Source organism: Paracoccus versutus, from assembly GCF_000763885.1.
Classification (GTDB): domain Bacteria; phylum Pseudomonadota; class Alphaproteobacteria; order Rhodobacterales; family Rhodobacteraceae; genus Paracoccus; species Paracoccus versutus.
Genome location: NZ_JRKO01000018.1, coordinates 12,583 through 32,043, shown reverse-complemented (window position 1 = coordinate 32,043; position 19,461 = coordinate 12,583). Strand labels below are relative to the sequence as shown.

At 68.7% G+C, this 19,461-nt stretch carries 14 protein-coding genes and 1 tRNA gene; 13 read left to right on the top strand and 2 right to left on the bottom strand.

Annotation, left to right across the window (positions count from 1 at the left end; all coding sequences use genetic code 11):
* Positions 1 to 26 precede the first annotated feature (26 nt).
* The 5 genes from IT40_RS09760 (at position 27) to IT40_RS09740 (ending at position 5,432) form a co-directional block, all read left to right on the top strand.
* Positions 27 to 1,508 carry a nucleobase:cation symporter-2 family protein gene (locus IT40_RS09760; protein WP_036753900.1) on the top strand — a complete coding sequence of 494 codons (1,482 nt, stop codon included), beginning with the start codon at positions 27 to 29 and terminating at the stop codon, positions 1,506 to 1,508.
* Positions 1,508 to 2,851: an 8-oxoguanine deaminase gene (locus IT40_RS09755; RefSeq protein WP_036753897.1), complete on the top strand. Its 1,344-nt coding sequence runs from the start codon at positions 1,508 to 1,510 to the stop codon at positions 2,849 to 2,851. Before IT40_RS09760 ends, IT40_RS09755 begins: the two co-directional genes overlap by 1 nt.
* Positions 2,852 to 2,868: 17 nt before the next feature.
* Complete coding sequence (gene uraH, locus IT40_RS09750) at positions 2,869 to 3,219, top strand: hydroxyisourate hydrolase (protein WP_036753894.1); 351 nt, start codon at positions 2,869 to 2,871, stop codon at positions 3,217 to 3,219.
* 202 nt (positions 3,220 to 3,421) lie between these two features.
* A complete protein-coding gene (locus IT40_RS09745) occupies positions 3,422 to 4,669 on the top strand; it encodes a urate hydroxylase PuuD (RefSeq protein WP_036753889.1) in 1,248 nt (415 codons plus the stop codon).
* A gap of 64 nt (positions 4,670 to 4,733) precedes the next feature.
* Positions 4,734 to 5,432: a class I SAM-dependent methyltransferase gene (locus IT40_RS09740; RefSeq protein ID WP_036753887.1), complete on the top strand. Its 699-nt coding sequence runs from the start codon at positions 4,734 to 4,736 to the stop codon at positions 5,430 to 5,432.
* 3 nt (positions 5,433 to 5,435) lie between these two features.
* Here the strand turns inward: IT40_RS09740 and IT40_RS09735 are convergent, their stop codons facing one another.
* On the bottom strand, positions 5,436 to 6,332 hold the full coding sequence (locus IT40_RS09735) for a LysR family transcriptional regulator (protein WP_036753885.1): 897 nt from the start codon (positions 6,330 to 6,332) through the stop codon (positions 5,436 to 5,438).
* 117 nt (positions 6,333 to 6,449) lie between these two features.
* Between IT40_RS09735 and xdhA the strand changes: the two genes are divergently transcribed.
* The 4 genes from xdhA to guaD are packed head-to-tail and all read left to right on the top strand — an operon-like array spanning position 6,450 to position 12,209.
* The gene (xdhA, locus tag IT40_RS09730) at positions 6,450 to 7,895 is read left to right on the top strand and encodes a xanthine dehydrogenase small subunit (protein ID WP_036753882.1); all 1,446 of its coding nucleotides are present in this window, start codon (positions 6,450 to 6,452) and stop codon (positions 7,893 to 7,895) included.
* Positions 7,892 to 10,204: a xanthine dehydrogenase molybdopterin binding subunit gene (gene xdhB / locus IT40_RS09725; RefSeq protein WP_036753880.1), complete on the top strand. Its 2,313-nt coding sequence runs from the start codon at positions 7,892 to 7,894 to the stop codon at positions 10,202 to 10,204. The genes xdhA and xdhB overlap by 4 nt, the downstream gene beginning before the upstream one ends.
* Positions 10,201 to 10,944, top strand: coding sequence for a xanthine dehydrogenase accessory protein XdhC (xdhC, locus tag IT40_RS09720; protein WP_036753877.1), 744 nt, complete (start codon positions 10,201 to 10,203; stop codon positions 10,942 to 10,944). The genes xdhB and xdhC overlap by 4 nt, the downstream gene beginning before the upstream one ends.
* Complete coding sequence (gene guaD / locus IT40_RS09715) at positions 10,932 to 12,209, top strand: guanine deaminase (protein WP_036753874.1); 1,278 nt, start codon at positions 10,932 to 10,934, stop codon at positions 12,207 to 12,209. Before xdhC ends, guaD begins: the two co-directional genes overlap by 13 nt.
* A gap of 182 nt (positions 12,210 to 12,391) precedes the next feature.
* On the opposite strand, the gene IT40_RS09710 is transcribed toward guaD, so the two are convergent.
* A tRNA-Gly gene (locus tag IT40_RS09710) sits at positions 12,392 to 12,465 on the bottom strand.
* Positions 12,466 to 12,709: 244 nt separating this feature from the next.
* Here IT40_RS09710 and IT40_RS09705 point away from each other — a divergent pair.
* The 4 genes from IT40_RS09705 to IT40_RS09690 all read left to right on the top strand — a co-directional run bounded on the left by IT40_RS09705 (position 12,710) and on the right by IT40_RS09690 (position 19,460).
* Positions 12,710 to 14,065 carry an efflux RND transporter periplasmic adaptor subunit gene (locus tag IT40_RS09705; RefSeq protein WP_036753871.1) on the top strand — a complete coding sequence of 452 codons (1,356 nt, stop codon included), beginning with the start codon at positions 12,710 to 12,712 and terminating at the stop codon, positions 14,063 to 14,065.
* 36 nt (positions 14,066 to 14,101) lie between these two features.
* A complete protein-coding gene (locus tag IT40_RS09700; RefSeq protein WP_036753869.1) occupies positions 14,102 to 17,224 on the top strand; it encodes an efflux RND transporter permease subunit in 3,123 nt (1,040 codons plus the stop codon).
* A 146-nt stretch (positions 17,225 to 17,370) separates the two neighbouring features.
* Positions 17,371 to 18,789, top strand: coding sequence for a LapD/MoxY N-terminal periplasmic domain-containing protein (locus IT40_RS09695; RefSeq protein WP_036753866.1), 1,419 nt, complete (start codon positions 17,371 to 17,373; stop codon positions 18,787 to 18,789).
* Positions 18,786 to 19,460: a response regulator transcription factor gene (locus IT40_RS09690; protein WP_036753863.1), complete on the top strand. Its 675-nt coding sequence runs from the start codon at positions 18,786 to 18,788 to the stop codon at positions 19,458 to 19,460. Before IT40_RS09695 ends, IT40_RS09690 begins: the two co-directional genes overlap by 4 nt.
* Position 19,461 lies beyond the last annotated feature (1 nt).

The following is a 19,461-nucleotide window of genomic DNA, read 5'->3' as shown; positions in this document are numbered from 1 at the left end:
CCTGAAACTAGGGAGGTATAGGACGAATGCAAGCAATCGATACCAGCCCCGGCTTTGATCCGGTCGAGGAGCGCATCGTCGCGCCTCGGCTGCTCGCCCTGGGCTTCCAGCATGTTCTGGTCATGTATGCCGGCGCCATCGCGGTGCCGCTGATCGTCGGCCGCGCCCTGCAGCTGTCGCCGCAGGACGTGGCCTTCCTGATTTCCGCCGACCTCTTCGTCTGCGGCATCGTCACCATCATCCAGTCCTTCGGCGCCACGCAATGGTTCGGCATCCGCCTGCCGGTGATGATGGGCGTGACCTTCGCCGCCGTCGGGCCGATGGTCGCCATCGCCTCGTCCAATCCGGGGCAGGAGGGGGCGCGGATGATGTTCGGCGCCATCATGGCCGCCGGGCTCATCTCGATCTTCTTCGCGCCGCTGGTCAGCCGGCTGTTGCGCTTTTTCCCCAGCGTCGTCACCGGCACGGTGATCCTGGTGATCGGCGTCAGCCTGATGCCGGTGGGCATCAACTGGATCTTCGGCCTGCCGGTCGGCCCGACCGCGCCGCAACTGGTCGATCCCGCCGCCCAGGCCTGGCTGGAGGCCGCCCGCGCCGCCGGCGACGTCCCCGACAGCGTCAAGCTGATGCCGACCGTCGCCAATCCCGAATATGCCTCGCTGCCGCGCATCCTGATCGGCATCACCGTGCTGGCCGCGATCCTGCTGATCGCCCGCTACGCCCGCGGCTTCGTCGCCAATATCGCGGTGCTCCTGGGCATCGTCATCGGCGGGCTGCTGGCCGCCGCGCTCGGCATGATGCATTTCGAGGGCATCGCCGAGGCCGCCTGGTTCGCCCCGATCAAGCCCCTGCATTTCGGCATGCCGATCTTCGACCCGGTGATGATCCTGACCATGCTGCTGGTCATGTTCGTGACCATGATCGAATCGACCGGCATGTTCCTGGCGCTTTCCGACATCTGCGGCCGCCGCATGACGCCCAAGGCGCTTTCGGCCGGGCTGCGCGTCGACGGGCTCGGCACCGCAATCGGCGGGCTCTTCAACACCTTCCCCTATACCTCCTTCAGCCAGAACGTCGGGCTGGTGGGCGTGACCGGCGTGCGCTCGCGCTTCGTCTGCGTGGCGGGCGGCGCGATCATGATCGTGCTGGGCCTGATCCCCAAGATGGGCGCGCTGGTCGAATCGCTGCCGACCACGGTGCTGGGCGGCGCGGGGCTGGTGATGTTCGGCATGGTCGCCGCGACCGGCATCCGCATCCTCTCGACGGTGGATTTCAAGGGCAACAAGCACAACCTGTTCATCGTCGCCGTCTCGCTGGGGCTGGGCATGGTCCCGATGATCGCGCCCGACTTCAACCAGTGGCTGCCGCATTCCATGCACACGCTGATCCACTCCGGCATCCTTCTGGCCGCCGTGGCCGCGGTGCTGCTGAACTGGTTCTTCAACGGCGCGCCGCACACCAGCGACGAGGAAATCGCCGCCGCCGCCCACGCAGCCGAGGCGCATTGATGACGAAACGCCTGCTCATCAGGGGCGCCGAAGTGGTCGTGACCATGGACGGCGCCCGGCGCGAGATCGCCGGCGGGGACGTGCTGGTCGAGGGCGGGGTGATCTCCGCCGTCGGCCCCGGCCTCTCGGCCGAAGGCGCCGAGGTGGTCGAGGCGCGGGGCTGCGTCGTCACCCCCGGCCTCGTCAACACCCATCACCACCTGTTCCAGACCCTGACCCGCGCCGTGCCCGCGGCCCAGGACGCGGCGCTGTTCGGCTGGCTCAGGACGCTTTATCCGATCTGGGGCCGCATGGGTCCCGAGGACATCCGCCTGTCGACCCGGATCGGCCTTGCCGAACTGGCGCTCTCGGGCTGCACCTGTTCCTCGGACCATCTCTACCTGTTCCCGAACGGCGCCCGGCTCGACGACAGCATCGAGGCGGCGGCCGAGATCGGCATCCGCTTCACCGCCACCCGCGGCGCCATGTCGATCGGCGAGTCCAAGGGCGGCCTGCCCCCCGACGCCCTGGTCGAGGACGAGGCCGCGATCCTCAAGGACAGCGAGCGCCTGGTCGCCGCCTTCCACGACCCCAGGCCCGGCGCCATGGTGCAGGTCGGCCTCGCCCCCTGCTCGCCCTTCTCGGTCAGCCGGGAACTGATGCGCGACGCGGCGATCCTCGCCCGCGACAAGGGCGTGCGGCTGCACACCCACCTGGCCGAAAACGACGAGGATATCGCCTATTCGCTGCAAAACTTCGGCATGCTGCCCGGCGATTACGCCGAAAGCCTGGGCTGGACCGGCGAGGATGTCTGGCACGCGCATTGCGTGAAACTGTCGGACAAGGAAATCGACCTCTTCGCCCGCAGCGGCACCGGGGTCGCGCATTGCCCCTGCTCGAACGCGCGCCTCGCCTCGGGCATCGCCCCGGTGCGGCGGATGCGCGACGCGGGCGTGCCGATGGGCCTGGGCGTCGACGGCTCGGCCAGCAACGATTGCAGCCATCTGGGCCTCGAGGCGCGCCAGGCCATGCTGGTCGCCCGCCTCAAGGACGGCCCCGCCGCCATGGGCGCGCGCGAGGCACTGGAGATCGCCACGCTCGGCGGCGCCCGCGTGCTGGGCCGCAGCGACATCGGCGCGCTGGAACCCGGCAAGCGCGCCGACCTGGTGCTCTGGGACGTCTCGGAACTGTCCGCCGCCGGCCAATGGGATCCGGTGGCGGCGCTGGTCTTTTGCGCGCCGATCCGCCCGCGCGCGGTCTATGTGGAAGGCCGCGCCGTGGTGCAGGATCACCACCTGCTGACCGCAGACACGAATCGCCTGAACGAACAGGCCCGCGCCGCCATCGCCCGGCTCGCCGATTGACTAAGGAAAGGACCACAATGCCCGGCTATCTGACCACCCATGTGCTCGACACCGCCAACGGCACGCCCGCGCAAGGCATGCGGATCGAGCTTTACCGCCTCGACCCCGAGCGCCGGCTGATCGCCCAGACCGTCACCAACCACGACGGCCGCACCGACAAGCACATCCTGCCCGAGGCGGAGTTCCAGACCGGCGAATACGAACTGGTCTTCCATGTCGGCGCCTGGCTCGACGCCCAGGGACACCAGGCGGCCAAGCCCCGCTTCCTCGACCAGGTGCCCCTGCGCTTCGGCATGTCCGAACAGGACCATTACCACGTGCCGCTGCTGATCTCGCCCTACGGCTTTTCGACCTATCGCGGCAGCTGAGCCCAGGCTTTCTCCGTTTTCCAAATACCCTGGGGGTGAAAGGCCCGGCACGGGCCTGAGGGGGCAAAGCCCCCTCTTTTTCATTTCCGCAGCACCCCGCGAAAGATTTTCAACGCATCGTTAAGACAGCAAGGGGAAATGCGTGAATACTCGCAACCCCGCGAAGCGGCTAGTCTTTCCCCAGCTAGACAGGAGACAAAGTATGTCCGATTTCGCCGTCATCTGGGATTGGCTCGCCTTTGCCATCCGCTGGACGCATGTCGTCACCGCCATCTGCTGGATCGGCTCGTCCTTCTATTTCGTCGCCCTCGACCTCGGGCTGCGCAAGGTGCCGGGCCTGCCCCCCGGCGCGCATGGCGAGGAATGGCAGGTCCATGGCGGCGGCTTCTACCACATCCAGAAATACCTGGTCGCGCCCGAGCGCATGCCCGAGCATCTGATCTGGTTCAAATGGGAAAGCTACATGACCTGGATCTCGGGGGCGGCGCTCCTGATGGTCACCTATTGGGTCGGCTCCGAGCTGTTCCTGATCGACCCCGCCAAGATGGAGCTGGCGCCCTGGCAGGCGATCCTGATCTCGGCCGGCTCGCTCTCGATCGGCTGGCTGATCTATACCAACCTGTGCAAGTCCAGGCTGGGCGAGACCCCGACCCTGCTGATGCTGATCCTCTTCGCGCTGCTGATGGTCATGGGCTGGGCCTACAACCAGGTCTTCACCGGCCGCGCGGTCATGCTGCACCTGGGCGCCTTCACCGCCACGATCATGACGGCGAACGTGTTCTTCATCATCATGCCGAACCAGCGCATCGTCGTCGCCGACCTCAAGGCCGGGCGTCCCGCCGATCCGAAATACGGCAAGATCGCCAAGCTGCGCTCGACGCATAACAACTACCTGACGCTGCCGGTCGTCTTCCTGATGCTGTCGAACCACTATCCGCTGGCCTTCGCCACCGAATACAACTGGGTGATCGCCGGGCTGATTTTCCTGATGGGCGTGACCATCCGGCATTTCTTCAACACCATGCACGCCGGCGGCGGCATGAAGTGGTGGACCTGGGCCGCGACCACGATCCTGTTCATCATCGTCATGTGGCTCTCGACCGCGCCCATGTTCCGCCAGACGCTCGAGGAGGCCGAGGCCCGCGTCCTGACCCCCTCGCAACAGGCGATGCTCGACGCGCCGGGTTGGGATGACGCCTATAACGCGGTCATGGGCCGCTGCTCGATGTGCCATGCCAGGGAGCCCTCGTACGAGGGCATCCACACCGCGCCCAAGGGCGTGCTGCTGGAAACCCCCGACGACATCACCCGCGCCGCGCGCGAGATCTTCATCCAGGCCGGCGTGACCGATGCCATGCCGCCCGCCAATGTCAGCTTCATGGAGCCGCAGGAACGCCAGGCGATCATCGACTGGTATCGCGGCCTGCCCAAGACCTTCGCCTGGAACTGACCTGTTTGCCTCTGCCCGCCGGATCGGCTAGCTGCACCGTTCGGCAGCATCGAGGGAGGCAGGCATGGACCGCGGGAATGGCTGGGAGGATTCCGCCGAGGCCTGGATCGCCGACATGGGCGAGGAAGGCGATTTCTCGCGCCGCCACGTGCTCGACGCCCCGATGCTGGCCCGCATCCGCGGCCGCGGCTTTCGCAACGCCCTGGATGTCGGCTGCGGCGAGGGGCGTTTCTGCCGGATGCTTGCCGCTGAAGGCATCGCCGCGACCGGCATCGATCCCACGCCGAAGCTGATCGAGGCCGCGCGCAGCCGCGACGACAAGGGCCGCTACGTGCAGGCCCGCGCCGAGGCCCTGCCCCTGCCCGATGCCGGCTTCGACCTGGTGGTCAGCTACCTGACGCTCATCGACATCGACGACATCGGCGCCGCCATCGCCGAGATGGTGCGCGTCCTGCGTCCCGGCGGCAGCCTGCTTGTCGCCAACCTGAACTCATTCAGCACGGCGGGCGGCTGGAACGGCGATCCCGGCACCGGCTACCTGATCGACAACTACCTGGACGAGCGCGCGGAATGGGTCAGCTGGCGCGGCATCCTGATCCGCAACTGGCATCGCCCCTTCAATGCCTACATGCAGGCGCTGCTGGCGCAGGGGCTGCGGCTGGTGCATTTCGACGAGCCCGCCCCGCAGGGCGGCGATCCCGAGCGCGTCGCGCGCTATCGCCGCGCGCCCTATCTGCACCTCATGGAATGGGTGCGGGACTAGGGCTCAGGCAAACACCCCCCGCACCTCGCGCGCGATGAAATCGGCAAACAGCCGCACCTTGGGATCCTGCAGGCGGCGATGCGGCGTCAGCACGCCGAATTGCGAGGGGATCGGCGGATGGTCCGGCAGCACCTCGACCAGCCGCCCGGCGGCCAGATGCTCGGCCACCTCGTAGCGGGGACGGTTGACGATGCCCCTGCCCGCCAGCGCCCAGCCGCTCAGCACGTCGCCATCGTCGGCGTCGAACTTGCCGTTCACCAGCAGCTTCTGCGGCCCCTCGGAGCTTTCCAGCACCCAGTAGTATTCCGGGCTCCTCGGATAGCGCAGCAGCAGGCAATTATGCGCGGCCAGATCCTCGGGGCGCTGGGGATGGCCATGCTGCTCCAGATAGTCGGGGGTCGCCACCAGCGCGCGCCGGCATTCCGCGATCCGCCGCCATTTCAGCGCCGAATCCTGCGGCTCGCCCAGGAAGAAGGCCAGGTCGATCCCGTCGGCGATGATGTCGACGTTGCGGTCCGACAGCCGCAACCGCACCTCGACGCCGGGATATTCGTCGCAGAACTTCGGCACCAGGGGCGCGATCAGCCGCCGCCCCAGGCCCAGGGGCGCCGTCACCCGCAAGGCGCCATGCGGCATGCCGGAAAAGCCCGAGACCACCGCCTCGGCCTCGTCCAGCGTCTCGATCACCCGGCGGGCATTGTCGTAGAAGGCCCGCCCCACCTCGGTCGGCACCAGCTTGCGGGTGGTGCGGTTCAGAAGCCGCACCCCGTAGCGCGTCTCCAGATCCTTGATCCGGTTCGAGGCGACGGCCGGCGACATGCGCAGGTCGCGCCCGCCCGCGGTGATCGAGCCCAGTTCGACCACGCGGACGAAGACCCGCAGACTTTCAAGATATGGCATGGTCTCAACCCGCCTCTTTCAAGGAATCGCTGAAAGTCTTATGCTCAATCCGAGATTTCGCAAAGAGCAATTCGCATCTAGGCTTTTCCCATACCCAGCCATGCGAGCGAGGACCGAATGGGCCACGAATTGCGCTTTTTTCTGAACGACGCCGAGATCCGCCTGACCGAGGCCGGATCGCGCGACACACTTCTGGACTTCCTGCGGCTCAACCGCCGCCTGACCGGCACCAAGGAGGGCTGCGCCGAAGGCGATTGCGGCGCCTGCACCGTCCTGGTCGGCCGGCTGCACGAAGGCCGGCTGCATTACGAGCCGATCAATGCCTGCATCCGCTTCCTGGCCTCGTGCCATGGCTGCCATGTCGTCACCGTCGAGCATCTGCGCGGCGCGGACGGGGGCTTGCACCCGGTCCAGGCCGCCATGGTCGAGCATCACGGCAGCCAATGCGGCTTTTGCACGCCGGGCTTCGTCATGGCGCTTTACGGGCTGTGGATGTCCAAGCCGCGCCCCGACATGCTGGCGATCGAAACCGCGCTGCAAGGCAACCTGTGCCGCTGCACCGGCTACGAGCCGATCGTGAAGGCGGCCTTCGCGGCTTCCGAGGCCGGCGGGCAGCACATGGACGCGCTGAATGTCGAGCGCGACCGCATCACCGCCGCGCTGGCCGCGATCCCGCGCGACCGCGTCGAGGTGGCGCGCGGCGAGGATCGCGCCATCCTGCCGGCCGACGCCGCCGACCTGGCGCAGGTTCTGGCCCAGAACCCCAAGGCCACCATCGTCGCCGGCGCCACCGACGTCGGCCTGTGGGTGACGAAATTCCTGCGCGACATCTCTCCGGCGGTGTTCATCGGCCATCTTCAGGATCTCAAGCGGATCGAGATCGCCCCCGGCCATGTCACCATCGGCGCCGGTGTGACCTATTCCGAGTTCGAGCCCTTCCTGCGCCAGCATTTCCCCGAGGCGGTGGATTACTGGCTGCGCATCGGCGGCTGGCAGGTCCGCAATGCCGGCACCATCGGCGGCAATGTCGCCAACGGCTCGCCCATCGGCGAGACGCCGCCCCTGCTGATCGCGCTTGGCGCGACCCTGCGGCTGCGCAGCGCCGAGGGCACCCGCGAATTGCCCGTCGAGGATTACTTCATCGAATACGGCAAGCAGGACCGCCGCCCCGGCGAATTCGTCGAGGCGATCACCGTGCCCCTGAAGGGCGAGGCCAGGATCGCCGCCTACAAGGTCTCCAAGCGCCACCATGCCGACATCACCGCCTCGGCCGCCGCCTTCCGGGTGGAAACCGACGGGGCGACGATCATCGACGCGCGCGTGGCCTTCGGCGGCATGGCCGGCACGCCCAAGCGCGCCACCCAGGCCGAGGCGGCGCTGAAGGGCCAGCCCTTCACCGCCGAGACCTTCGAGGCCGCGGCGCGCGCGGTCGCCAATGACTTCCAGCCGCTCAGCGACTGGCGGGCCAGCAAGGAATATCGCCAGCAACTCGCCGCCAACTTCTTCCGCCGCTTCTGGCTTGAACAGCAGGGCGCAGACCACCGCCTGAGGAGGGTCGAATGAAACAGGACGTCTTCGTCAAGGGCGCCGCCCATACGCCCATCATCCACGATTCCGCCGAAAAGCACGTCACCGGCCGGGCCGACTATACCGACGACCTGATGGAGCCGGTGGGCACGCTGCACGCCTATCTGGGGCTTTCGACCGTGGCGCATGGCCGCATCGTCTCGATGGACCTCGATGCGGTGCGCAAGGCCCCCGGCGTGCATCTGGTGCTGACCGCCGCGGACATTCCCGGCCATAACGACATCTCGCCCACCGGCCTGCACGACGAGCCGCTGCTGGCCGGGGACGAGGTGCAGTTCCACGGCCAGCCGATCTTCGCCGTGGTGGCCGAGACCCGCGACCAGGCCCGCCGCGCCTGCCAGCTGGCCCGCGTGGAATACGAGGAACTGCCCTTTGCCATCGACGCGATCAGCGCCCGCGACGCCGGGCTGGGCTATGTGACCAAGCCCCTGAAGCTCAAGCGCGGCGACATGGCCGAAATGGACCGCGCGCCCCGGCGCATCGAAGGCCGGCTGACCGTCGGCGGGCAGGAGCATTTCTACCTGGAAAGCCAGATCGCCTTCTCGATCCCCGGCGAGGACGACGAGGTCGTGGTCAACGTCTCGACCCAGCATCCCAGCGAGGTGCAGCACATGGTCGCCCATGTGCTGGGCGTGCCCTCGAACGCCGTGGTGGTGAACGTGCGCCGCATGGGTGGCGGATTCGGCGGCAAGGAATCGCAGATGAACCCCTTTGCCTGCATCTCGGCGCTGGCGGCCAAGAAGCTCGGGCGCGCGGTCAAGCTGCGCCCCGACCGCGACGACGATTTCTCGATCACCGGCAAGCGGCACGATTTCGTCATCGACTACCAGGTGGGCTATGACGAGACCGGCAGGATCCACGCCGTGGACGCCGATTTCTACGCCCGCTGCGGCTGGTCCTCGGACCTGTCGGGCCCGGTGACGGACCGGGCGCTGTTCCACGCCGACAACGCCTATTATTACCCGGCGGTGGAACTGCGCAGCCATCCGATGAAGACCAACACCTGCTCGAACACCGCCTTTCGCGGCTTCGGCGGCCCGCAGGGCGTGGTCATGGCCGAGCGCATCGTCGAGGACATCGCCTATGCCCTCGGCCGCGACCCCCTGGAGATCCGCAAGCTGAACCTCTACGAGAACGGCCAGCTCACCCCCTATCACCAGGAGGTCGAGGACCAGATCCTGCCGCGCATCTTCGAGGAACTCGAGGCCAGCAGCGACTACCATGCCCGCCGCCAGGCGGTGCTGGATTGGAACGCCCGCGCCCAGGAACAGGGCGGCGCGATCCGCAAGGGCATCGCCCTGACCCCGGTCAAGTTCGGCATCAGCTTCACCGCGACCTGGTACAACCAGGCCGGCGCGCTGATCCACATCTACTCGGACGGCTCGATCCACCTGAACCACGGCGGCACCGAGATGGGCCAGGGCCTGAACACCAAGGTCGCGCAGGTGGTGGCCGAGGCGCTGGGGGTCAGCATCGACCGCATCCGCATCACCAAGACCACGACCGAGAAGGTGCCGAACACCTCGGCCACCGCGGCGTCCTCGGGCTCGGACCTGAACGGCATGGCGGCGCTGGACGCCTGCCGCCAGCTGATCGAGCGGCTGACCGCCTTCGCCGCCGAGGCCAAGGGCGTGCCGCCGGAACTGGTCAGCATCGGCGAGACGGTGCAGATCGGCACCGAGGAAATGCCCTTCCAGGATTTTGTCAACACCGCCTATCTGGCGCGGGTCCAGCTGTCGGCCGCGGGCTTCTACAAGACGCCCAAGATCCACTGGAACCGCGACACCGGGCAGGGCCGGCCCTTCTACTACTTCGCCTATGGCGCCGCCTGCTCCGAGGTCTCGGTCGACACGCTGACCGGCGAATACGTGATCGAGCGCGCCGATGTGCTCCATGACGTGGGCCGCAGCCTGAACCCGGCGCTCGACAAGGGCCAGGTCGAAGGCGCCTTCGTGCAGGGCACCGGCTGGCTGACCAGCGAGGAACTGTGGTGGGACCAGAAGGGCCGGCTGCGCACCCATGCGCCCTCGACCTACAAGATCCCGCTGGCCTCGGACCGGCCCAAGGTCTTCAACGTGCAGCTGGCCGACTGGTCGGTGAACCGCGAGGCGACGATCAAGCGCTCGAAGGCGGTGGGCGAGCCGCCCTTCATGCTGGGCATCTCGGTCTTTCAGGCGCTGAACATGGCGGTGGCCTCGTTCAACGGCTATGCCGAGAACCCGCGCATCGACGCGCCCGCCACCCCCGAGCGCGTGCTGATGGCCATCGAGCGGCTGCGGCCATGATCCGGGTCGAGATCACCCGCACCCGCGGCTCGTCCCCGCGCGAGAAGGGGGCGGCGATGTTCGTCACCCCCCAGGGCCTCAGCGGCACCATCGGCGGCGGCCAGCTGGAATACATGGCCATCGACCGCGCCCGGCAGATGCTGGCGCGCGGCGAGGCGCAGGCCGTGATGGACGTGCCGCTGGGCCCCGAGATCGGCCAATGCTGCGGCGGCCGGGTCGAACTCTCGCTGATCCGCGTGGCCGAGGCCCCGGCCGGGCCCGAATATCCGCAGGTGCTGATCTTCGGCGCCGGCCATGTCGGCCGCGCGCTCGCCAAGGCCCTGGCGCTGCTGCCGCTGCACCCGATCCTGATCGACCAGCGCATGGGCGAACTCGGGCAGGCCACGGGCGAAACCCGCCTGACCCCCCTGCCCGAGGCCGAGATCCGCAACGCCCCCTTCGGCACCAGCCATGTCATCGTCACCCATGACCACGCGCTGGACTTCCTGCTGGCGGCCGAGGCGCTGCGCCGCATGGACGCGCCCTATATCGGCATGATCGGCAGCCGGACGAAACTGGCGCAGTTCCGCCGCTTCGCCCGTGCCCAGGGGCTGGACACCGACCGGCTGACCTGCCCCATCGGCGCGGGATATTCGCGCGACAAGCGCCCCGAGATCATCGCCGCCTTCACCGCCGCCGAGCTCATCGGCCGCCTTACCGAAACCGCTTCTTCGTTGAAAAAATACCCATGCGACAGCTGATCCGGGGGCGCACGCTCTCCTTCCACGCCGACCCCGCCGAAACCGAGGACGCCTTCGCCTATCACGAGGACGGCGCCATCGTCACCGAAGCCGGCAAGATCGTCGCAATGGGCGATTACGCCGCCCTGCGCGAACCCGGCCTGCCGGAAATCGACCACCGCCCGAACCTGATCCTGCCGGGCTTCATCGACCCGCATATCCATTTCCCGCAGGTGCAGGTGATCGCCAGCTGGGGGGCACAGCTGCTCGACTGGCTCAACACCTATACCTTCCCCGAGGAATCGCGCTTTGCCCAGCAAGGCCATGCCCCGCTCATGGCCGGGAAGTTCCTCGACCTGCTGCTTTCGCACGGCACCACCACCGCCGTCGCCTTCTGCTCGGTGCATCCGCAATCGGCCGAGGCGCTGTTCGCGGCCGCCGAGGCGCGCGACATGGCGATGATCGCCGGCAAGGTGATGATGGACCGCAACGCCCCCGAGGCGGTCCTCGATACGCCGCAGCAGGGCTATGACGACAGCAAGCGGCTGATCGAAAAATGGCACGGCCGCGGCCGCCAGCGCTATGCCATCACCCCGCGCTTCGCCATCACCTCGACGCCCGAGCAGATGGCGATGGCCGGGCAATTGGTGCGCGAACATCCCGACTGCCACATCCAGACGCATCTGTCGGAAAACCGCGACGAGATCGCCTTCACCCTGGAGCTCTATCCCCAGGCGCGCGACTATCTCGACATCTACGAAAGCTACGGGCTGCTCTCGGACAAGCTGCTGCTCGGCCATTCCATCCATCTCGAGCCGCGCGAGATCGCCCGCATGGCCGAGACCGGCAGCCGGGCGGTGTTCTGCCCGACCTCGAACCTGTTCCTCGGCTCGGGGCTTTTCGACGAGGCGGGCCTGCGCGCCGCGGGCGTGACCAGCGGCATCGCCACCGATGTCGGCGGCGGCACCAGCTATTCCATGCTGCAAACCCTGGCCGAGGGCTACAAGGTGTTGCAGCTGCGCGGCCAGAAGCTGCATCCCCTCGCCGCCTTCCACTGGATCACCCGCGGCAATGCGCTGGCGCTCGGCATGGCCGACCGCATCGGCACGCTGGAGCCTGGCTCTGACGCCGACCTGGTGGTGCTGGACAGCCGCGCGACGCCGGCGATGGCGCTGCGCATGGAGCGGGCCGAGACCCTGGCCGAAGAGCTGTTCATCCTGCAGATTCTCGGCGACGACCGCGCCATCGCCCAGACCTATGTCGCGGGAAAACCCATGCTCGGCTGACCCCGGCGCAACTTTTTGCCGATTCGACCGCCGAAAGCCTTGGGCGGTCGGATCGGCATCGCCCCAGGCAGGAAACCCGCACCTGCCGAAGCCAACCGCATGCCGGGAGCGGCCTGCGCAACGGGGCGCGGCACGGGAAACCCCCGCATCCCACGGCAAAAACAATGGCCAGCCTGGAAGGATGGAGCGGGTGAAGGGAATCGAACCCTCGTCTTCAGCTTGGGAAGCTGCGGCTCTACCATTGAGCTACACCCGCGAGGCCCGGATTGCTTACTGTCTCGCGCTGGCCGCCGCAAGACCAATCTGCGCCCGGCGCTTCTTCGTTCCCCAAATACTCCATCGGCAGCGCAGCCGGGCGGCGGGCAGGCCCCCCTTGCCCCCAAGCCTGCGGCCGGGTTTCGCCGGTGGCGCAACGTCGCGGTCCGAAACGGTTTTGGGATTGATCATCCCGTGCGAAACTGTTCGTTATGCAACCGTCAGCAAATAGCCGGAGCAAAACGATGTTCGCGCTATCGCGCCGCATGGCGATTTCCGTGATCCTTCCGCTTGCGGCGGGGCTTGCCCCCATGGCCGCCCTGGCGCAGGATCCCTCGCAGATGCCGCCGCCGCCCGTCACCGTGGTGACGCTTCACGCCCAGGACGTGGCCCTGACCACCACGCTGCCCGGCCGCGTCACCGCCTCGGCCGAGGCCGAGGTGAGGCCGCAGGTCAACGGCATCGTCACCGAACGGCTGTTCGACGAGGGCAGCCATGTGAAGGTCGGCGATCCGCTGTTTCGCATCGACGCCACCACCTACCAGGCCGCCGTCGCCCAGGCCGAGGCCGCCGTGGCCCAGGCCCGCGCCCAGGCCGAGGCGGCGCGCCGCGAGGCCGAGCGCGTGGGCGCCCTGCGCGACCGCCGCGTCGCCAGCGAAAGCACGACCGACAATGCCATCGCCGCCCGCGATTCCGCCGAGGCCGCGGTCAAGGTCGCCGAGGCGCAGTTGCAGACCGCCCGGATCGAGCTGGAGCGCACCACCATCCGCGCCGAGCTGGACGGCGAGATCGGCCTGGCCCAGACCAGCCAGGGCGTGCTGGTGACGGCCAGCCAGCCGACGCCGCTGGCCGTGATCCGCAAGCTCGACCCCGTGCATGTGGACGTGACGCAATCGGCGGCCGAGCTGATCCGATTCCGCCGCGAGATGGCGGCGCAATCCGCCGAGAGCCAGTCGGACCGCAAGGTGACGCTGCGCCTGGCCGACGGCACCGAATACGACCAGGAAGGCCGGCTGACCGCCGCCGAGCCCTATGTGAACGAGACGACGGGCGTGGTGACGCTGCGCCTGGCCTTCGCCAATCCCGACCGCACCCTGCTGCCCGGCATGTATGTCCAGGCGGTCGTGCAGCAGGCCACGGCGCAGAACGTGATCCTTGCCCCGCAAGAGGGCGTCAGCCGCGACCGCCGCGGCCAGCCCATCGCGCTGGTGGTCAATGCCGACAACGCCGTCGAGCAGCGCCAGCTGACCATCCTGCAGGACATGGGCAACAGCTGGATCGTCAGCGAGGGGCTGCATGACGGCGACCGCATCGTGGTCGAGGGCCTGCAGAAGATCGGCCCGGGCATGACCGTGACCCCCGAGGAACGCCAGGCCGCCGCAGCCGAAGCCGCGCAAGACGGGGCCGCCGAGGGCGCTGCGCCCGAAGCCGGGACGGGCGCCGATGCCTCGGCAAGCGCCGGCGAACAGCCTGCGCCCGAAGCCGGGAACGCGGAACAGCCCGCAGAGGAATCCGCAGAGCAACCCGCAGACCAGCCCGCCGCCGAAGGCGCGGGTGCAGAGAGCGCAACCGAGACCGGCGCCGGACAGCCGGCGAACTGACCCGAACGCCGCGAGGGAACAGCACAGGAACCGCACATGGCCCGCTTTTTCATCGACCGTCCGGTCTTCGCCTGGGTGATCTCGATCCTGATCATGGGTCTGGGGCTCTTGTCGATCGTCTCGCTGCCGGTGGCGCAATATCCGCAGATCGCGCCGCCCTCGGTGACGATCCGCGCCACCTATCCCGGCGCCTCGGCCGATACGGTCGCCAATACCGTCACCCAGATCATCGAGCAGCAGATGACCGGGCTGGACGGGCTGCGCTATTTCTCGTCCAGCTCGACCTCGGCCGGAACCTCGACGACGACGCTGACCTTCGAGACCGGCACCGATCCCGACATCGCCCAGGTGCAGGTGCAGAACAAGCTGGCGCAGGCCACCGCGCTCCTGCCCGAGCCGGTGCAGCGCCAGGGCATCACGGTCGAGAAATCCGCCTCGGGCTTCCTGATGGTCGTCGGCCTGACCTCGTCGGACGACCGCTATGAACAGGTGGACCTGGCCGACTACCTGATCTCGAACCTGGTCAACGACCTCAGCCGGGTCGAGGGCGTGGGCTCGGTCCAGGTCTTCGGCGCGCAATATGCCATGCGGATCTGGTTGGACCCGTCCAAGCTGGCCGCCTATGAGCTGACGCCCTCGGACGTGGTGGCGGCGGTCTCGTCGGAAAACGCGCAGATCTCGGCCGGCTCCTTCGGCAGCCAGCCGGCGCCGCAGGGGCAGATGCTGAACGCCACCATCACCGCGCAATCGCTGCTCTCCACCCCCGGCGATTTCGAGCAGATCGTGCTGCGCGCGGAACAGGACGGCGGCCTGATCCTGCTGAAGGACGTGGCCCGCGTCGAGATCGGCGCCCAGGACTACATGACCAATGCCCGCTACAACGGCCAGCCGGCCTCGGGCATGGCGATCAGCCTGGCCTCGGGCGCGAACGCGCTGGACACGGCCGAGCGGGTCAAGGCGCGGATGGAGGAATTCGCCCGCTTCTTCCCCGAGGGCATGGATTACGTGATCCCCTTCGACACCACGCCCTTCGTGCTGATCTCGATCGAAGAGGTGGTCAAGACGCTGATCGAGGCCATCGTGCTGGTGTTCTTCGTCATGCTGCTGTTCCTGCAGAACTGGCGCGCGACGCTGATCCCGACGCTGGCGGTGCCGGTGGTGCTCTTGGGCACCTTCGGCGTGCTGGCGGCGCTTGGCTTCACCATCAACACGCTGACCATGCTGGCCATGGTGCTGGCCATCGGCCTTCTGGTGGACGACGCCATCGTCGTGGTCGAGAACGTCGAGCGCATCATGGAAGAGGAAGGGCTCGAGCCGCGCGAGGCCACCCGCAAGTCCATGGGCCAGATCACCGGGGCGCTGATCGGCATCGCGCTGGTTCTGTCGGCGGTCTTCGTGCCCATGGCCTTCTTCGGCGGCTCGACCGGGGTGATCTACAAGCAGTTCGCCATCACCATCGCCTCGGCCATGGGTCTGTCGGTGCTGGTGGCGCTGACGCTGACCCCGGCGCTTTGCGCCACGCTGCTGCGCAATGAACACGGCCACAAGACCCGCGGCTTCTTCGGCCTGTTCAACCGCGGCTTCGACCGCACCATGCAGGGCTATGGCAATTCGGTGAACTGGCTGGTCCGCCGGCCGCTGCGGATGATGCTGATCTATCTGTGCATCGGCGCGGCCATGGTGTTCCTGTTCCTGCGCACCCCCACCGGCTTTCTGCCCGACGAGGACCAGGGCATCATGTTCGTCCTGGTCCAGGGCCCGACCGGCGCCACCTCCGAGCGCACCGATGCGGTGATCGACCAGATCCAGCGCTACTTCGCGGAAAACGAATCCGACAATGTCGAATCCTTCTTCGGCGTCTCGGGCTTCAGCTTCGCCGGCTCGGGGCAGAACATGGGCATCGCCTTCCTGCGGCTGAAGGACTGGGACGAGCGGCCGGGCGCCGGGCAATCGGTGCAGGCCATCGCCGGGCGCGCCTTCCCGGCGCTGATGGGCATCCGCGACGCCATGGTCTTTCCCATCGTGCCGCCCTCGGTGATCGAGCTTGGCAACGTCTCGGGCTTCGACTTCTACCTGCAGGCCCGCGCCGGACAGGCGCACGAGCAATTGCTGGACGCGCGCAACCAGCTGCTGGGCATGTCGGCGCAGGACGGGCGCATCGCCTCGGCCCGGCCGAACGGGCTGGAGGACGCGGCACAATACAACCTCGACATCGACTGGCGCAAGGCGGGCGCCATGGGGGTCACGGCGACCGACGTGGGCAGCCTGCTCTCGGTGGCCTGGGCGGGGCGCTATGTGAACGACTTCATCGACCGCGGCCGCATCAAGCGGGTCTATGTGCAGGGCGAATCCGAATCGCGCGCGCTGCCGACCGACATCGACAAGTGGCGGGTCAGGAACAACTCGGGCGGGCTGGTGCCGTTTTCCAACTTCGCCGAGGGGCGCTGGAGCTATGGGCCGCAGGGCCTGGACCGCTATAACGGCGTGCCCGCCATGCAGATCCAGGGCAGCCCGGCGCCCGGCGTATCCAGCGGCCAGGCCATGGCCGCGATCGAGGAACTGGCCGGGCAGCTTCCAGCCGGATTCGACGTGGCCTGGACCGGGCTTTCGCTGGAAGAGCAGCAGGCCGGCAACCAGACCATGCTGCTTTACGGCCTGTCGCTGGCGGTGGTGTTCCTGTGCCTGGCCGCGCTTTACGAAAGCTGGTCGATCCCCTTCGCGGTGATGCTGGCCATGCCCATCGGCGTGTTGGGCGCGCTGGTCGGGGCCTGGCTGGGCGGCTTCGACAACGGCGTCTTCTTCCAGGTCGGCCTGCTGACGGTGATCGGCCTGACCGGCAAGAACGCCATCCTGATCGTCGAGTTCGCCCGCGAGCAGGCCGAGCAGGGCAAGCCGCTCTATGAGGCCGTGGTCGAGGCGGCGCGCCAGCGCTTCCGGCCGATCATCATGACCTCGGTCGCCTTCTCGCTGGGCGTGCTGCCGCTGGTGCTCTCCGCCGGCGCCGGCGCGAACGGCCGCAACACCATCGGCGCCACGGTGCTGGGCGGCACCGTCTCGGCCACGGTGCTGGGGGTGCTGTTCGTGCCGCTGTTCTTCGTGCTGGTGCGCCGCGCGCTCGGCCGCCCCGAACCGACCGAGCCCGCCGGCTCGCGCGCCTGAGCCGGGGTCGCGGGAAACGACAGGGGGGCCGGGGCCAGCACGCGTGCGCCCCGGCCCTTTCGCTTTGCCCCCGCAGCCCGCTTGCCCCGCCCCGATCCGCATCCTAGTCTTTCCCCGAGGAGCCGCCGCCGCCGGCAGGGAGAAAGATGGACGCAACCAGCCACATCGCGGCTGCCGATGACGCGCCTGCCCGGCGCGGGCGGTCGCATGGCGTGGCGTTGCGGCTTCTGGCGCTTGGCGGCTCGGCCTTGGCTTGGCTCGCGATGTGCGCCATCGTCGCCTCGGTGCTGATCCTCAATGCCCGCGGCTCGGTCAGCGACGAGACCGGCTCGGCCTTTCGCCTCGCCAATGCCTTTGCCACGCTGCACCTGCCCACCTCGTTCGAGCGGCGGGACATGATGGAGCAGGCCGCCCGCATCGCCGCCGAGATCGAGGCGCAGCGCCACCTGTCGGCCGAGCTGCGCGATGCGTCCGGCCAGCCGGTCGCGCTGGCCTTGCCGCCGCGCCTGCCGCCCGAGCGGGTGCCGGAATGGTTCGCCGCGCTGATCCGCCCCGAGCCGCAGCGCGAGCTGATCGCCATCGCGCAATATCCCAATGTGCTGGGCGTGCTGGAGATCCGCAGCGATCCCCGCGACGAGATCGCCGAGGCCTGGGCCGATTTCCGGCTGATCCTGCCGCTGCTGGCCGCCATGGCGCTGGCGGCGATCGGCGTGACCATGGCGATCACCGGGCTGGTGCTGCGGCGGCTGGGGCTGCTGGGTGCGGCGCTTGGCCGGATGCGGGCGGGCGACCTGGACCATCCCGCGCCGCAGACCGGGCTGGCGGAACTGGCGACGCTGACCGAGGGGGTCAACGCGCTGGCCGCCCACCTGGCCGCCGAGCGGGCCGAGAACCGCCGCCTGCAAGGCCGGATGCTGACCCTGGCCGAGGCCGAGCGCGCCCGCATCGCCAGCGACCTGCACGACGGCATCGGCCCGCAGCTCTTCGCGCTGCAGGCGGCCGTGGGCCAGGCCGGCCGCGCCGCCGACACCGCCCGCGACCCGGCGCTGGCCGAGGCGCTGGCCGCCGTCTCGCGCCACGCCCAGGCGATCCGGCAAAGCGCCCGCGCCGCCATCGACGACCTGCGCCTGGCCCCGGCCGAGGGCGCGAGCCTGGCCGAGATGCTGCAAGAGCTGCTGATCGAATTTTCCGAGATCGCGCCCGATACCGCCATCACGCTCGACTGCCCGCCGGACCTGCCCGAACCGGGCGAGGCCGGGCGGATCGCGCTTTACCGCTTCGTGCGCGAAAGCGTGCTGAACGCGCTGCGCCATGCCGCGCCGGCGAGGGTGCGGGTCCGGCTGGCGCGCGAGGGCCGGGGGATCACCGCCCAGGTCGCCGACGACGGCGGCGGCCCGCCGGCGCAGGACCGCGCCCGGCTGGGCCAGGCAGGGCTGGGCCAGACCGGGATGCGCGACCGCGCCGGCGCGCTTGGCGGGCGCTACCGGCCGCCCCGGCGCGAGGGCGGCTGGACCCTGACCGAATGCCATCTGCCCTGCCCGACCGACCAAGGACCAGCCCGATGAACGCAACCGCCCTTGCCCCGCCCAAGCCCCTGCGCGTGCTGATCGTGGACGACCACCCGGTCGTGGCCGAGGGCTGGGAATGGATCACCCGCGGCCGCCTGGATTGCCAGGTGATCGCCGCCGCCACCCCCTCGCAGGGCTGGCGGGCCTGGCGGCGGCAGGCGCCGGACGTGATCGTCGTGGACCTGACCATGGGCGAGGCCAAGCTGGCCGGCGCCCGGCTGATCGAGCGGCTGCGCGCCGCGGGCGCGACCCAGCCGATCCTGGTCTTCACCATGCATCGCAGCCCGCTGGTTGCCCGGCGCGCGCTGCAGGCCGGCTGCAACGGCATCATCATGAAGGATTCGCCCTCGGACGAGATCTGCGAGGCGCTGCGCGCGGTGGCGGGCGGCGGCGATTACGTCCCGGCCGACCTGGCGCGCCGCATCGCCCTGCTGGAACGGCCCGGCGCCACCCCGCCCCGCCCGCGCCTGACCCCGCGCGAGCTGGACATCCTGCGCGCCATCGCCGAGGGGCTGAGCTATCGCGAGATCGCCGAGCGGGCCAACATCAGCTACAAGACCGTCTCGAACGTCAGCCAGACGCTCAAGGACAAGCTGTCGGCGCAAAGCTTTGCCGACCTGGTCGTCAAGGCGATCCGCCACCTGGAGGAGACCCGCGACGGGATCTGAG